13 protein-coding genes are annotated in these 15,115 nt (G+C 71.0%); 10 read left to right on the top strand and 3 right to left on the bottom strand.

The features are described 5' to 3' along the window. Positions 1-303 precede the first annotated feature (303 nt). Positions 304-1,323 (top strand): glycoside hydrolase family 26 protein, encoded by a 1,020-nt coding sequence (locus IEZ27_RS36520; RefSeq protein ID WP_229824671.1) that lies wholly within the window; start codon positions 304-306, stop codon positions 1,321-1,323. Here the strand turns inward: IEZ27_RS36520 and IEZ27_RS36515 are convergent. The 3 genes from IEZ27_RS36515 to IEZ27_RS36505 are packed head-to-tail and all read right to left on the bottom strand — an operon-like array spanning position 1,320 to position 4,215. After that, positions 1,320-2,222, bottom strand: coding sequence for a sulfite exporter TauE/SafE family protein (locus tag IEZ27_RS36515; RefSeq protein ID WP_229824670.1), 903 nt, complete (start codon positions 2,220-2,222; stop codon positions 1,320-1,322). The genes IEZ27_RS36520 and IEZ27_RS36515 overlap by 4 nt on opposite strands. Next, positions 2,210-3,436 carry an adenylyl-sulfate kinase gene (gene cysC / locus IEZ27_RS36510; RefSeq protein ID WP_189651428.1) on the bottom strand — a complete coding sequence of 409 codons (1,227 nt, stop codon included), beginning with the start codon at positions 3,434-3,436 and terminating at the stop codon, positions 2,210-2,212. The genes IEZ27_RS36515 and cysC overlap by 13 nt, the downstream gene beginning before the upstream one ends. A 59-nt stretch (positions 3,437-3,495) precedes the next feature. Then, positions 3,496-4,215, bottom strand: a complete 720-nt coding sequence (locus IEZ27_RS36505; RefSeq protein ID WP_189651427.1) for a methyltransferase domain-containing protein — start codon at positions 4,213-4,215, stop codon at positions 3,496-3,498. A 62-nt stretch (positions 4,216-4,277) separates the two neighbouring features. Between IEZ27_RS36505 and IEZ27_RS36500 the strand changes: the two genes are divergently transcribed. From IEZ27_RS36500 to IEZ27_RS36460, 9 genes are all read left to right on the top strand, one after another. Continuing rightward, a complete protein-coding gene (locus IEZ27_RS36500; protein WP_189651426.1) occupies positions 4,278-4,649 on the top strand; it encodes a cupin domain-containing protein in 372 nt (123 codons plus the stop codon). Between the two features lie 75 nt (positions 4,650-4,724). Beyond that, on the top strand, positions 4,725-8,225 hold the full coding sequence (mfd, locus tag IEZ27_RS36495; RefSeq protein WP_189651425.1) for a transcription-repair coupling factor: 3,501 nt from the start codon (positions 4,725-4,727) through the stop codon (positions 8,223-8,225). Between the two features lie 28 nt (positions 8,226-8,253). Further along, positions 8,254-8,847: a SurA N-terminal domain-containing protein gene (locus tag IEZ27_RS36490; RefSeq protein WP_125636639.1), complete on the top strand. Its 594-nt coding sequence runs from the start codon at positions 8,254-8,256 to the stop codon at positions 8,845-8,847. Between the two features lie 4 nt (positions 8,848-8,851). Continuing rightward, positions 8,852-9,784 (top strand): MazG family protein, encoded by a 933-nt coding sequence (locus IEZ27_RS36485; protein ID WP_189651424.1) that lies wholly within the window; start codon positions 8,852-8,854, stop codon positions 9,782-9,784. Between the two features lie 76 nt (positions 9,785-9,860). Then, the gene (locus IEZ27_RS55130; protein WP_189651423.1) at positions 9,861-11,735 is read left to right on the top strand and encodes a WD40 repeat domain-containing serine/threonine protein kinase; all 1,875 of its coding nucleotides are present in this window, start codon (positions 9,861-9,863) and stop codon (positions 11,733-11,735) included. 103 nt (positions 11,736-11,838) lie between these two features. Continuing rightward, complete coding sequence (eno, locus tag IEZ27_RS36475; RefSeq protein ID WP_189651422.1) at positions 11,839-13,116, top strand: phosphopyruvate hydratase; 1,278 nt, start codon at positions 11,839-11,841, stop codon at positions 13,114-13,116. A gap of 71 nt (positions 13,117-13,187) precedes the next feature. Next, the gene (locus IEZ27_RS36470; RefSeq protein WP_125636643.1) at positions 13,188-13,595 is read left to right on the top strand and encodes an FtsB family cell division protein; all 408 of its coding nucleotides are present in this window, start codon (positions 13,188-13,190) and stop codon (positions 13,593-13,595) included. Then, positions 13,585-14,073, top strand: a complete 489-nt coding sequence (locus IEZ27_RS36465) for a DUF501 domain-containing protein (protein WP_189651421.1) — start codon at positions 13,585-13,587, stop codon at positions 14,071-14,073. The genes IEZ27_RS36470 and IEZ27_RS36465 overlap by 11 nt, the downstream gene beginning before the upstream one ends. Next, positions 14,064-15,011 (top strand): Ppx/GppA phosphatase family protein, encoded by a 948-nt coding sequence (locus IEZ27_RS36460; protein WP_189651420.1) that lies wholly within the window; start codon positions 14,064-14,066, stop codon positions 15,009-15,011. The genes IEZ27_RS36465 and IEZ27_RS36460 overlap by 10 nt, the downstream gene beginning before the upstream one ends. The last annotated feature ends 104 nt before the right edge of the window (positions 15,012-15,115 follow it).

Genomic DNA, 15,115 nt, shown 5'->3' with positions numbered 1-15,115 from the left:
CGCTGCGTCACTTGCCGAAGTGTGCGCCCACTATAGGCCGGACGGATATTACCCAAGTCGAATACTGAAGATTTTTTCCGGTACGGCCTTAAAGACGTACCTCTTTAAATGGACTTTTCGCGAAAAGTCGGGTGGGGGGACGTGCTCGCTGAACTGGGCAGACGGGCACACTGGCTGAAGTTCGAGGAATGGCATGGCAAGGTTCAGGTTTGAAAGGCGGGGGTCCGTCGACAAGGGGGTTGGAAGGCGTTGCAACATCGGGGCTTTTCTCATTTCGCGACGAAGACCGCAATCACCTGTGCGGTGCTCTCGCTCCTGGCCGCCTGCTCGACCGCCGAGGGCGCGCCCGCCCGGGTCGACTCCAGCACGGCCGAGCTGGCCGGCGCGCCCTCCTGCGCGGTCACCGCCAGGCTCATCCCCTCGTGCGGCGCCTGGTGGGGCGTGGCGCCCGAGGTCTTCACCGGCGCTCCGGTGGCCGAGGCGCTGCGCGGGGCCGAGTCCCGCATGGGCGTCGGCGCCGACGTGCTGCACGTCTACCACCGGGGCAGCGAGCTGTTCCCCACGCCGCAGGAGATCGACCTGGCCCGTGACCCGGCCCGGCCCAGGCTGCTCATGATCAACTGGAAGCCGTCGTTCGACCGCACCTGGGCCGAGATCGCCGACGGCGCGCTCGACCGCCGGATCGACCGGCTGGCCGCCTACCTCAGGCGCACCTTCCCCGAACGTTTCTTCCTCACCCTCCACCACGAGCCCGAGAACGACGTGAACGCCCGCTCGGGCTCGGGCATGCAGGCCACCGACTACGCGGCGATGTTCCGGCACGTCGTGCTCAGGCTGCGCGAGCGCGGGGTCAAGAACGCCGTGACGGTCATGACGTACATGGGGGCGCCCAACTGGGCGGCCAAGCCCTGGTTCGAGGACCTCTACCCGGGCGACGACGTGGTCGACTGGGTGGCGATGGACCCGTACGCCGACGACCGGGTGCACGACTTCGACGGGCTGGTGAACAAGACGCGCAAGGAGTACGGGCAGTGGCCGGGGTTCTACCGGTGGATGCAGGCCCGCTTCCCGGGCAAGCCGGTGATGGTGGCCGAGTGGGGCGTGTTCGAGCGGACGGACGACCGGGCCTTCAAACGGCGTTTCTTCGAGTCGGTACTGAGACAGATCAAGCGATATCCGCAGATCAAGGCGGTGTTGTACTTCGACTCGCCGCAGGCGCCGCGCGGCAACACGAGCTTCGACTCCGACTCGGGCGCGGCCCGCGCGTTCACCCAGCTCGCCCGCGACCGCTACTTCCGTTCGACCCGCGTGCCGCGGCCCTAACGCCGCGCTTCCTGGGGCGGCCCGACGGCCGCGTTCGCCCCGCCGCGGCGGGCCAGGACGCCGCCGCGCAGCCGCCAGCCCGCGAACGTGACCGCGCAGGCGGCGACGAGGAGCCACACGGTGACGGCGTTGCCGACGTCCAGGAGCTTGAGCGCCGAGGCGAGCAACACGATCGCCAGCAGGGCCCTGATCAGGCCGCCCGGGGCGCGTGAGGAGATCCGCGCGCCGAGGTAGACGCCGGGGATCGAGCCCACGAGCAGCGAGAGCGTGAGCTCCATCTTGAAGTCGCCGAACAGCAGATGGCCGAGCGCGGCCGAGGCGACCAGGGGCACGGCCTGGACCAGGTCGGTGCCGACGAGCTGGTTGGCCTTGAGCGCCGGATAGAGCGCGAGCAGCGCGACGATGATGAGCGAACCCGAGCCCACGGAGGAGACGCCGACCACCAGCCCGCCTACCGTACCGACCAGTAGGGTCGGAATTGGGCGCACGACGATCTCGTGGGCGCTCGACGAGCCGCCCCGCGTGCCGAGCCAGCCCTTCAGCGCCATGCCCGCGACGGCCAGCAGCAGCGCCACGCCGAGCGCGTACTTGACGGCGTCGGTCACCGCGAACGCCCTGGCCAGGAACACGCCGCAGAACGCGGCCGGCACCGACCCGGCGCACAGCCAGCCGACCAGCCGCAGGTTGACCGTGCCCCGCCGCAGGTGGACGACGCCGCCGACCGGTTTCATCACGGCCGAGGCGACCAGGTCGCTGGAGACCGCGGCCAGCGGCGGGACGTTGAAGAACAACATCATCATCGGGGTCATCAGCGCGCCGCCGCCCATGCCGGTCAGGCCGACCACGATCGCGACGACGAAGGACCCGGCCACCAGCGCGAAGTCGATCAACGAACCCACCCTCCGGACCGCAGCGTCCCCAGCACCCGGGAGACGGCCGCCTCGATCGAGATGTGCGTGGTGTCGATCACCAGGTCGGCGTCGTCCGGCTCCTCGTACGGGTCGGAGACGCCGGTGAACTCGGGGATCAGGCCGGCGCGGGCCTTGGCGTACAGGCCCTTGCGGTCGCGCCGCTCGCACTCCTCCAGCGGCGTGGCGACGTGCACGAGCAGGAAGTCGGCCCCGACGGACTCGACCATCTCGCGCACCTCCTCACGGGTGGCCGCGTAGGGGGCGATGGGGGCGCAGATCGCCAGGCCGCCGTGGCGGGCGGCCTCGGCGGCGACGAATCCGATGCGCCGGATGTTCAGGTCGCGGTCGGCCTTGGAGAAGGTCAGGCCCTTGGACAGCAGGTGGCGTACGACGTCGCCGTCGAGGTGGGTGACCGTGCGGGTGCCGAGCTCCAGCAGCGCGTCGCGCAGGCCGCGGGCGACGGTGGACTTGCCCGAGCCGGACAGGCCGGTGAAGAAGACGACCAGGCCGCGGCGGTGGGGCGGGCCGGGGAGCGTGACGGGCTCGGGGCCGGCGAGGTGCTCGGTCGCGCCGTAGGCGGTGGCGACGTGCTCGCGCAGTTCGAGGTCGATCTCGGGCTCTTCGCGCGGCGCCAGGGGCACCGGGACCACGAGGGTGCCCTCCGGGAGGCGTTCCGCGGCGCGGAGGGCGGCGCGGACGACCGCGGGGCCCGCCTCGCCGTACGAGAGGGGGAGCAGCACGATCACCGCGTCGAGCTCCTTGGCGGTGGCGGTGATCTCGGTGAGGTCGTCGAGCGGGCCGCGCATGGTCACGACCAGCGCGGGCCGTCCGCCGAGCGCGGCCCTGACCTCGGCGGGCGTACGGCGCAGCCGGGCGAACGGGCCGTGCTCGGGTGTGCCGAGCGCCTCGATCGGGCCCGCGGTCAGGCCGTCGGCGTCGTGGGCGGTCACGGTGAGCACGGCCAGCGCCAGGCCCTCGGGGTCGAGCAGGCGTACCTCGTCGCCGGGCGAGACCTCGGCGGACAGGTGGAGGGTGACGGGGGCGGGCCACGGCGTGCCGTCGGCGAGCGTGCCGCGCTCGTGCACGGCGTGCAGGTCGTCGTGGCCCAGGAAGCCGGTCAGCGGCTCGAACGCCCCGGACAGCAGCAGCTCCAGATCGGCCAGCTCGTGCGCGTCCGGGGTCCACTCCACGATTTCCGACATCCCAACTATTCCGATTGAATTGGTAGGAAAGGAGTCTACCCACTGATCCCGTCGTGTCGCTAGAGCAACCGGGCGAAGTGGTGCTGAGGCTTCCTGATCACCATCATGATCTCGTCATGCGTGGCGGGATAACGCCCGTTGCTCAGCCGCTCGACCGCCGCGACCGCGGCGGCGCCGATCCGCCCGGTACGGGCCGGGCCGCTGATCCGGCGCTCGTCGTCGGTGATCAGCAGACCGCGGCTCAGGCAGAACGCGTGCATGCCGTCGCTGGAGGCCAGCGGCTCGTAGACGACGGGCAGCGGGCCCGGCGTGCCCGGGGTGACCAGCGTGCGCCACAACACGCGGCGCAGCCAGGACGGCGTGAGCCGGTCGAGCAGCCCGTAGGCCGACTTCCTGTCGCGCATGCGCAGCAGCACCAGCCCGCCCGGCCGCAGGGACTGGAGCAGGCGGTCGAGGACCAGCTCGGCGTGCTGGACGCGTTCGAGCAGGAAGGACAGATGGATCACGTCGTATGCGCGGTGCTGGAGCGGCACGCAGCGCAGGTCGCCGAGCGACCAGGCCACGAGGTCGGCGCGTTCCTCGACGACGTCCCTGATGACGGGGTGGTCCTCGTCGGCGCCGGTCGCCCTGGCCTCCAGTGGCTCCACGTCGAGCGGCTCGTCGTGGGCGCAGCCCGCGACGAGTATGTCGAGCCGCCGGCTGAACCGCCCGGCCCAGTGCTCGCGGATCCGTTGACCGAAGAGGTCGCCTCGCTGGGCGACTGATCGCACCTCAGACATGTCACCTACAGTAATCAATCGAGCGGCGTCGGTTACGCACTTCCCTGCTAGCGTCCTGCCCCGTGGACGAGCAGGTTTACGTGGGAAACGCCAATATCGACGCCGCCGGCGACCGTGGCTGGCTGCTCGGTCACTTCAAACCCCTCGGCGACCCACGGCACAGTGAAGAAGTCGAGATCAAGTGGGGCGTGCACCCGGCGGGCGACGAGCGTGCCCAGTGGGTGAGGGGCGAGGCCCGTACGGCGCTGCTGGTGTTGATCAGCGGGCGGTTCCGGGTGGAGCTGCCAGGGCGCAGCGTGCTGCTGGCCGAGCCCGGCGACTACGTGGTGTGGGGCAAGGGCGTGGACCACTCGTGGGTGGCCGAGCAGGAGTCGGTCGTGCTCACCGTACGCTGGCCGTCGGTCCCCGGTTACCGTGTCCCGCACCCCGAGTAGGCTGGGTGGAGACCCCCGCGACCTGACCCGGCCGGGGGTAGTTGTGTTGCCGTCGTGGGGCTGTGGGCGTAACTGATGAGTCTTTCCGGACTGCTTGACCTTGTTGCCCTGGGGGCCGGGGCCGACCCGAAGCTGCGCGCCGCCCTTGAGGAGGGCGGCGACGTCTCGCTGATCGCGCCTTCGGCGCTGCGCCCGTTCGGCGTGGCCGCGCTGGCCGCGCACGACCAGCGCACCGTCCTGGCCGTCACCGCCACCGGCCGTGAGGCCGAGGACCTGGCGGCGGCGCTGACCAGTCTCGTCGAGCCGAGCTCGGTCGCGGTGTTCCCGGCCTGGGAGACGTTGCCGCACGAGCGGCTCTCGCCGCGCAGCGACACCGTCGGCCAGCGGCTGGCGGTGCTCAGGAGGCTGGCGCACCCGATCAAGGGCGACTCCGCCGCAGGGCCGCTCGGCGTGGTGGTGGCCCCGGTCAGGGCGCTGCTCCAGCCCATCGTCAAGGGGCTCGGCGACCTGGAGCCGATCAGGCTGAAGGCGGGCGACGACGCCGACCTCGACGAGGTGGTCGAGCGGCTGGTCACCAACGGCTACCACCGGGTCGACATGGTGGAGAAGCGCGGCGAGGTGGCCGTGCGCGGCGGGCTGCTCGACGTGTTCCCGCCCACCGAGGAGCATCCGCTGCGGCTGGAGTTCTGGGGCGACACGGTCGAGGAGATCCGCTGGTTCAAGGTGGCCGACCAGCGTTCGCTGGAGGCGGCCGAGGACGGCCTGTTCGCGCCGCCGTGCCGCGAGCTGCTGCTGACCGGCGAGGTCCGGGAGCGGGCGCGGGAGCTGGCGCAGGAGCACCCCTCTCTCTCCGAGGTGCTCGACCAGCTCGCCGAGGGCGCCGCGGTCGAGGGCATGGAGGCGTTCGCGCCGGTGCTGGCCGGGGAGATGGACCTGCTGCTCGACCACCTGCCGGTCAGGTCGGCGGTGTTCGTGTGCGATCCCGAGCGCATCAGGGGCAGGGCGGAAGAGCTCGTACGCACCTCGCAGGAGTTCCTGGAGGCGTCCTGGATCAACGCGGCGGCCGGTGGCGAGGCGCCGATCGACCTGGGCGCGGCGGCCTTCCGCACGCTGGAGGAGGTCCGCGGCCACGCCGACGCGCTGGGCCTGCCGTGGTGGACGATGGCGCCGTTCGGCAACGGCGTCGAGCTCGACGCCCAGGACTCCGAGGCGTACCGGGGCGACACAGCCAAGGCGCTGGCCGACATCAAGGGCTGGCTGGCCGAGGACAAGGCGGTCGTACTGCTCAGCGAGGGCCACGGTCCGGCCGAGCGCATGGTCGAGCTGCTCAAGGGCGTCGACGTGCCCGCCAGGCTGCGGCAGTCCGTGGACAAGGCGCCCGAGCCGAAGGTCGTGCACGTCTCGACCGGCCTGATCGAGCACGGGTTCATCACGCCGGGCCTGGCCGTGCTCACCCACCTCGACCTGGTGGGGCAGAAGGCGTCCACGAAGGACATGCGCCGGCTGCCCTCGCGCCGGCGCAACATGGTCGACCCGCTCCAGCTCAAGGTCGGCGACCACGTCGTGCACGAGCAGCACGGCGTCGGCCGCTACGTCGAGATGGTCCAGCGCACGATCCAGGGCGCGACCCGCGAGTACCTGGTCATCGAGTACGCCAAGGGCGACCGCCTCTACGTCCCCACCGACCAGCTCGACGAGGTCACCCGGTACGTCGGCGGCGAGGCGCCCACGCTCAACCGCATGGGCGGCGCCGACTGGGCCAAGGCGAAGTCCAGGGCCAAGAAGGCGGTCAAGGAGATCGCCGGCGAGCTGATCAGGCTCTACTCGGCCCGCATGGCCTCGCCCGGCCACGCCTTCGGCGCCGACACCCCGTGGCAGCGCGAGATGGAGGACGCCTTCCCCTACGCCGAGACCGGCGACCAGCTCGAAGCCATCGACGAGGTCAAGCGCGACATGGAGCGCGGCGTCCCGATGGACCGGCTGATCTGTGGCGACGTCGGCTACGGCAAGACCGAGATCGCGGTACGGGCGGCGTTCAAGGCCGTGCAGGACGGCAAGCAGGTGGCCGTGCTGGTGCCGACCACGCTGCTGGTGCAGCAGCACATGTCCACCTTCACCGAGCGCTTCTCCAGCTTCCCCATCGCGATCAGGCCGATCTCCCGCTTCCAGACCGACGGCGAGGTCAAGGGCACCCTGGAGGGGCTCAGGGCGGGCGCGGTCGACGTCGTCATCGGCACCCACCGGCTGCTCAGCCCGGAGGTCAGGTTCAAGGACCTCGGGCTGATCATCATCGACGAGGAGCAGCGGTTCGGCGTCGAGCACAAGGAGGCCATGAAGCACCTGCGCACGCAGGTCGACGTCCTGGCCATGTCGGCCACGCCGATCCCGCGCACGCTGGAGATGGGGCTGACCGGCATCCGCGAGATGTCCACGATCCTCACGCCGCCGGAGGAGCGCCATCCGATCCTCACGTTCGTGGGGCCGTACGAGGAGAAGCAGATCGGGGCGGCGATCCGGCGCGAGCTGATGCGCGACGGCCAGATCTTCTTCGTGCACAACCGGGTGGCCTCCATCAACCGGGTGGCGGCGCGGCTGCGCGAGCTGGTCCCCGAGGCGCGCGTCGCGGTGGCCCACGGCCAGATGAACGAGCACCAGCTCGAAAAGATCATGGTCGGCTTCTGGGAACGCGAGTACGACCTGCTCGTCTCCACCACGATCGTCGAGTCCGGCCTCGACGTGCCCAACGCCAACACGCTGATCGTCGACCGGGCCGACAACTACGGCCTGTCGCAGCTCCACCAGCTCAGGGGCCGGGTCGGGCGAGGCAGGGAGCGCGGTTACGCGTACTTCCTCTACCCGCCGGAGAAGCCGCTGACCGAGACCGCCCACGAGCGCCTGGCCACCATCTCCCAGCACACCGAGATGGGCGCGGGCATGTACGTCGCCATGAAGGACCTGGAGATCCGCGGCGCGGGCAACGTGCTCGGGGCCGAGCAGTCGGGCTTCATCGCGGGCGTCGGCTTCGACCTCTACGTACGCCTGATGGCCGAGGCCGTGCAGGAGCAGAAGGCCAAGCTGTCCGGGGCCGAGGTCCAGGAGGAGCAGCAGGACGTCAAGGTCGAGCTGCCCATCAACGCCCACATCCCGCACGACTACGTCACCTCCGAGCGGCTGCGGCTGGAGGCGTACAAGCGCATCGCGGCCATCATCGCGCCGATCCACATCGACGAGGTGCGCGACGAGCTCACCGACCGCTACGGCAAGCCGCCGGTGGAGGTGGAGAACCTGCTGGAGGTGGCCCGCTTCCGGATCAGGGCGCGCTCGGCCGGGCTCACCGACGTCACGCTGCAGGGCCAGAACATCAAGTTCGGCCCGGCGCGGCTGCGCGAGTCGCAGCAGGTCAGGCTCGACCGGCTGTACAAGAAGGCCATCTACAAGCAGGCGGCCGAGACGTTGCTCGTGCCGGTTCCCAAGACCAAGCCGCTGGGCGGGCAGCCGTTGCGTGACCTCGATCTGCTCAAATGGTGCGGTGACCTGGTCGAGGCGATGTTTCTGGAGCCCGCGCGGGTAAGCTAAGCGCGGTTTTTGTCGGAAAGGGACGCATGTGAAGTCGATTCGAGTGGCTGTGGCCGCCGGTGCGGTGGGACTCGCCGCGCTGACCGCCTGCTCTTCGCCCATTGAGGCCGGAGCCGCGGCCGTGGTCGGGAGCGAGCGCATCTCGGCCCGCGATCTGACCAGGAACGTTCAGACGTACGAGGCGGCGCTCAAGCGCGCCAACGTCTCGGCCGAGCAGCTCGGGGTGCCCGTCACTCAGTTCGTGCTCTACCGGATGGCGAACGAGAGCGCGTTCAGGCAGCTCGCGGCCAAGCACAACGTGCAGGTGAGCGACGGCGAGATCGACGCCGCGCTCAAGGACCCGGGCCAGTACCAGTCGCCCGAGATCAACCTGATCGCCAGGGGTGTGAGCCCGGCCGACGCGCGTGGCTACCTGCGTGCGGAGCTGGGCGCGATCAAGGTGCGCAACCAGCTCGGCGGTGCCCAGGACCAGGCCGCCCAGGAGAAGTTCGTCAAGGAGCTGACGAGCATCAAGCCGATCTACAGCCCGCGTTACGGCGAGTTCACCCAGCAGGGGTTCGTCGATCCGGGCCGGTTCGGCAAGTCCTCCCAGCAGGCGCAGCAGCAGCCGCAGCAGGGCTAGCGACATGCCGCTCATCGTCGTCACCACCTCGCCCAGGGTCGCGCCGGGCCTGCTGAGCGACCAGGCCTGGCAGGCGCTGCGCTCGGGGCCCGTGCTGACCGCCACCGACTCCCACCCCCAGCTGCCCTACCTGGCCGCCGCCGGGATCGAGGTGGAGGTCGTCGCGCCCGACGCGGTCGGGCTGTCCAGGCGGGCCGTGCGGGAGCGCGTGGTGTGGCTCGCCGGTGACGACGAGGACTTCATGCGCGCGATCGGGCGGGCCGCCATCTCGCTCGACGAGCCGCCGCTGATCGAGGTCGTGCCCGGTTCGTACGATCTGCCCGGCTCGCGGGTGCTCGACCTGGTCGCGGTGATGGACCGGCTGCGTACCGAGTGCCCCTGGGACCGCAAGCAGACGCACGAGTCGCTGGCGCCGTACCTGCTGGAGGAGTCGTACGAGGTCCTGGAGACGATCGAGCAGGGCGACTACCCGGCGCTCCGCGAGGAGCTCGGCGACCTGCTGCTCCAGGTGGTCTTCCATGCCCGCGTGGCCGAGACGTTCGACATGGACGACGTCGCCGCCGGCATCGTGGACAAACTCGTCCGGCGCCACCCGCACGTGTTCGGTTCGGTGCGGGTGGAGAGCGCGGACGAGGTCAACGACAACTGGGAGGCGATCAAGGCGGCCGAGCGGGCGGCCAAGGGCGGCGAGTCGTCGGTGCTCGACGGCGTCCCCATGGGGCAGCCCGCGCTCGCGCTGGCCGCCCAGCTCCTGCGCAGGGCCGGTCGGGCGGGGGCGCCCGACGCGCTGGCCGCCGCGATCGGCCAGGGCGTGGCCCGGGAGCTGTTCGACCTCGTACGCCGTGCACAGGAGGCCGGGCTGGACGCCGAGGCCGAGCTGCGCGCGGCGGCCCGCGCCTACCGCGACCGCGTACGCGCGTGGGAGTCGAACGCCTAGCTGCCCGTGTTGTGGCGACAAGTCGCCGAATGCCAGGATCCCTCAGGGGCTTGAACGACAGAGCCGAGGGGGACTGGTGGTGGAGCTGAGACCGCTGCGTTCGGGGGAACCGCGGGAAGTGGCGGGTTATCGCCTGCTCGGCGGGTTGGGCGACGGCGGGCAGGGGTCGGTGTTCCTCGGCCGGGACGCCGACGGCCGGCACGCGGCCGTCAAGGTGCTGCATCCGCGCCTGCTGAGCGACGAGCGGGCCACCCGCCGGTTCCTGCGCGAGAGCGCGACGGCCGCGAAGGTGGCGGGCTTCTGCACCGCTACCGTGTACGGGAGCGGGCTGACCCAGGGCCGGCCGTACATCGTGAGCGAGTTCATCGACGGCCCGTCCCTGCACGACCTGGTCCTCGACGCCGGCCCGCTGACCGGCGGCGAGCTGGACCGGCTGGCGGTCGGGACGATCACCGCCCTGACCGCCATCCACGGCGCGGGCATCGTGCACCGCGACTTCAAGCCGAGCAACGTGCTGATGGGCCTGGACGGCCCCCGCGTGATCGACTTCGGCATCGCCAAGGACATGGACGTCTCCACCACGGCGAGCAGCGTCGTCGGGACGCCGGGGTTCATGTCGCCCGAGCAGATCTCGGGGGAGACCGCCACGGCGGCGTCCGACGTCTTCAGCTGGGCGGCGACCATGGGGTTCGCGGCGACCGGGCAGCCGCTGTTCGGGCGCGACTCGATCCCCGCGGTGATGAACCGGATCCTGCACGCCGAGCCGGACCTGCGGGAGGTGCCAGAGCCGCTGCGCTCGGTGTTGCGCGGGTGCCTGGCGAAGGAGGCCGGGGCACGGCCGTCGGCGGACGACGTCCTGATGCGGCTGCTGGGCCGTACCGCGCCCGACCTCCGCGCCCACGCGCCCGAGCGCGCCGCCCCACGCCGTACGGGCTCTCGCGCCTCACGCCGCGACGTGCGGGCCGTACGCAGGCGGTGGGCCGCCGCCGGTGTGGGGGTGCTCGTCGTCGCCGGGATGGTGGCCGGGGCACTGTGGCGGAACGCCGGCCTGCCCTCCGCAGTCGGGCGGGAGACGGCGTTCGGCGTCGAGCTCGGCCCCGAGTTCGGCCCCACGACGAGGGGGGCGCGGGTCGAGGCGATGGCCATCGGCTACCACCAGGACTCGCCCGTCGTCGCCTACGCCGAGAGGTCCGGCCACTCGATCGAGGTCTGGGACCCGAGCATCGGCGAGCGGATCGACCGGCTGGCGGACGCGGGCCCCTCGCCGGTGCGCTCGCTGATGCTGGTCCCGGTGGGCGGCAGGCAGACGGCGGTCTGGACGGGCACGGACGGCATCGTACGGCGCTGGCGCATCGGCGACCCCAAGCCGGGCAAATGGCACGTGGTGTGCCGCTCGGAGGCCCGCGTGGCGCCCGGCCAGTGGCGCAAGCAGCCCGCGGTCGTGATCGGCTGCCCCGACGGTCAGGTCGTGACGCTCGACCTGACCTCCAACCGCATCGTGGCCCGCGCCAAGCCCGTGGCCGGCCCGGTCACCGCCCTGGCCTGGGACGAGGCCGGCGGCAAGCCCCTGGTCGGCACCGGCGCCGGCCTGGTGGGGGCGGCGGCGGGGGTGCTCGGCAAGGGGGAGGTGCGCTCGGTGGCCGCGTTCGGCGACGGCCGCGCCGCCGTCACCGTGGGCAATTCGACCGCCGTGTACGACCTGGCCAGCGGCGCGTTCGTACGCGGCTTCAGCACGGGAGGGGCGGACGTCGGCGTCACTTCGGCCGGGGGACGCAGGATGATCGCCGGCGGCGGCGTCGACGGCGTGACCGTGTGGAACGTCGACCGCGGCGATCGGCTGGGCAACCTGGCCCCGGGCCAGAAGGTCATCACGCTGGCGGTGGGCGAAGGGCTCCTGGTCGCCGCGATGGGCGGCAGACTGCGCGCGTGGAGTCTGTCCTCGATCGGATGATCCGCGGTGGTGAGGTGTGGGGTGGGTGACCGTGCCGTATCGGTGGCCCGGGGTACCGATAGGCTCTGATGGCATATTGCCTTTCGATTTAGGAGCGCAACCCGTGGCTACCATCGAGGTCGTTTACGCTCGCGAGATCCTCGACTCCCGGGGCAACCCCACGGTCGAGGTCGAGGTCGTGCTCGACGACGGCAGCAGCGGCCGCGCCGCCGTGCCGAGCGGGGCGTCCACCGGCCAGTTCGAGGCGGTCGAGCTGCGTGACGGCGGCAAGCGCTACGGCGGCAAGGGCGTCGAGAGGGCCGTGCTCGCCGTGACCGACGAGATCTTCGAGGAGATCAACGGCATCGAGGCCGAGGATCAGCGCATCATCGACCAGATCATGATCGACCTCGACGCCACGCCCAACAAGGCCAAGCTGGGCGCCAACGCCATCCTGGGCGTCTCGCTGGCCGTCGCCAAGGCCGCGGCCGACAGCGCCGACCTGCCCTTGTTCCGTTACGTCGGCGGCCCCAACGCCCACGTCCTGCCGGTCCCGATGATGAACATCCTCAACGGGGGCGCCCACGCCGACACCAACGTCGACATCCAGGAGTTCATGATCGCGCCGATCGGGGCGGAGACGTTCCGCGAGGCCGTGCGCATGGGCACCGAGGTCTACCACGCGCTCAAGGGCGTGCTGAAGGAGAAGGGCTACGCGACGGGCCTGGGCGACGAGGGCGGTTTCGCCCCCAACCTGCCCTCCAACCGCGACGCCCTCGACCTGATCCTCGTCGCGATCGAGCGGGCCGGCTACGTGCCGGGCGAGGACATCGCGCTGGCCCTCGACGTGGCCGCCTCCGAGTTCCACAAGGACGGCGTCTACACGATCGACGGCAAGGGCGTCTCGGCGCAGGAGCTCATCGCCTTCTACGCGGACCTGGTCGCCAACTACCCGCTCGTGTCCATCGAGGACCCCCTCGACGAGGAGGACTGGGCGGGCTGGAAGGCCATCACCGAGGCTCTCGGCGACAAGGTCCAGCTCGTCGGCGACGACCTGTTCGTGACCAACCCCGAGCGGCTGGAGCGCGGCATCAAGGAGGGCACCGCCAACGCCCTGCTGGTCAAGGTCAACCAGATCGGCACGCTGTCGGAGACCCTCGACGCCGTCGACCTGGCCCACCGCAGCGGCTACCGGTGCATGATGAGCCACCGTTCCGGCGAGACCGAGGACACCACGATCGCCGACCTGGCGGTGGCGGTCAACTGCGGTCAGATCAAGACCGGCGCCCCGGCGCGGTCCGACCGGGTGGCCAAGTACAACCAGTTGCTGCGCATCGAGGAGCTTCTGGACGACGCCGCCCGCTACGCGGGTCGCGCGGCTTTTCCGCGGTTCCGGCGCTAGTTTCGACTGACGGCTCGCGGCCTGGGAAGGGCTGAGCGCCGCGAGCCGTACGTCGAAGGGGGTGTGCAGCATTGGCGAAGAGGCCGCAGCTGACCGGGCGGGCCGCCATCCTCGCGATCGTGGTCTGCGCGATCGCGATGAGCCTGGCCTACCCTGTGCGCGAGTACATCAGCCTGCGCCGCAGCATCTCCGAGCTGCAGGCGGAGAAGGCCAGGGTCGAGGCCGAACGGCAGGCGCTGCTGGCCCGCGACCGGCAGAGTGACGATCCCAACTGGATCAAGCGCACCGCGAAGGAGCGGCTGCACTTCTGCGGCCCCGGCGAGAAGTGTTATGTGGTGATGGAGCCCGAGCAGGGCAAGGAGCAGGCGGCCGTGAAGCAGCCGGTCGAGGTGCCCCCGTGGTACCAGACGCTGTGGGAATCGGTGGAGGCGGCCGACAAGGGCACGGGCCGCAGAGCGGTGGAGAGCAGTGGAAAGTGATGACGTCGAGGCGGTTCAGCGGCAGCTCGGCCGTCCGCCCAGAGGGCTGCGCGAGGTGGCTCACCGCTGCCCGTGCGGCAACCCCGACGTGGTGGAGACCGCGCCGCGACTGCCCGACGGGTCGCCGTTCCCGACCTTGTACTACCTGACCTGCCCCAAGGCGGCCTCGGCCATCGGCACGCTCGAAGGCTCGGGCCTGATGCGCGAGATGCAGGCCAGGCTGGCGACCGACCCCGACCTGGCGGCCGCCTACCAGGCCGCCCACGACGACTACGTCGCCAGACGCGACAAGGCGGCACGGGACGAGGGCATGGAGCCGCTGCCGCGCGACATGCAGAGCACCGGCGGCATGCCGCTGCGCGTGAAGTGCCTGCACGCCCTGGTCGCGCACGAGCTGGCGGTGCCGGGGAGCAACCCGTTCGGCAGGGAGGCGCTGGAGGCGCTCCCCGAGTGGTGGAGTGACGGACCATGCGTGTAGCCGCCATCGACTGCGGCACCAACTCGGTGCGCCTGCTGATCGCCGACGTCCTCGACGACACGCTGGACGACGTCGAGCGGCGGATGGAGATCGTCCGCCTGGGCCAGGGGGTCGACCGCACCGGCATGCTGGCGCCCGACGCGCTGGAGCGTACGTTCAAGGCGATGCGCTCCTACCGCGAGCTGATCGACCGGCACGGCGCGGTCGCGACCAGGGTGGTGGCCACGAGCGCGACCCGCGACGCCGGCAACCGGCAGGAGTTCGTCGACGGCGTACGCGAGATCTTCGGCGTGGCGCCCGAGGTGGCGACGGGGGCGGAGGAGGCCGAGCTGTCGTTCACGGGGGCGACCAGGGGCCTGCTGCGCCTCTCGCCGGAGACCGAGCTGCCGCAGGGCCCGCTGCCCCCCTACCTGGTGGTGGACATCGGCGGGGGTTCCACGGAGTTCGTGGTCGGCACCGAGCACGCCGAGGCGGCGCTGTCGGTGGACATCGGCTGCGTACGCCTGACCGAGCGGCACCTGCGGGACGCCGGCGACCCGCCGCCCGCCCCGGCGCTGGAGGCCGTCGTCGCCGACATCGAGGCGGCCCTCGACCGGGTCGCGGAGGCCGTGCCCGTCGAGCGGGCGCACACGCTGGTGGGGCTGGCGGGGTCGGTGACGACGATCGCGGGCATCGCGCTCGACCTGCCCGCCTACGACTCCAGGCGTATTCACCACTCAAGGATTTCCGCCGGACAGGTCCACGAGGTGACGCGGCGGTTGCTCGCGATGACTCATGGTGATCGCGCGGCGGTCCCGGTCATGCACCCTGGACGAGTTGACGTGATAGGTGCCGGTGCGCTTATTCTTGACCGGATCGTGCGCCGTTTCGCGTTTACGCAGGTCGTGGTTAGCGAGCACGACATCTTGGACGGCATCGCCTGGTCCCTCGCGCGATAGGTATCGCCAAATCCGGACATTTCCGATCTATGTCCTGTGTTGAGGGTGCAATCAGTATTGTGATTAGGTAAAGGTGCAAAACGGGGGCTTTGCCATTTCGCTGT

The sequence above is a fragment of the Nonomuraea spiralis genome (assembly GCF_014648435.1).
GTDB lineage: Bacteria > Actinomycetota > Actinomycetes > Streptosporangiales > Streptosporangiaceae > Nonomuraea > Nonomuraea spiralis.
The sequence above is the reverse complement of the archived record's forward strand: the minus strand, read 5'-3'. Positions and strand labels throughout refer to the sequence as shown.

Excerpts from the sequence above, each read along its gene's own strand:
- cysC (WP_189651428.1), bottom strand. The coding sequence starts at position 3,436 with ATGTCGGAAATCGTGGAGTGGACCCCGGACGCGCACGAGCTGGCCGAT.
- IEZ27_RS36505 (WP_189651427.1), bottom strand. The coding sequence starts at position 4,215 with ATGTCTGAGGTGCGATCAGTCGCCCAGCGAGGCGACCTCTTCGGTCAA.
- mfd (WP_189651425.1), top strand. The coding sequence starts at position 4,725 with ATGAGTCTTTCCGGACTGCTTGACCTTGTTGCCCTGGGGGCCGGGGCC.
- IEZ27_RS36485 (WP_189651424.1), top strand. The coding sequence starts at position 8,852 with ATGCCGCTCATCGTCGTCACCACCTCGCCCAGGGTCGCGCCGGGCCTG.
- IEZ27_RS36460 (WP_189651420.1), top strand. The coding sequence starts at position 14,064 with ATGCGTGTAGCCGCCATCGACTGCGGCACCAACTCGGTGCGCCTGCTG.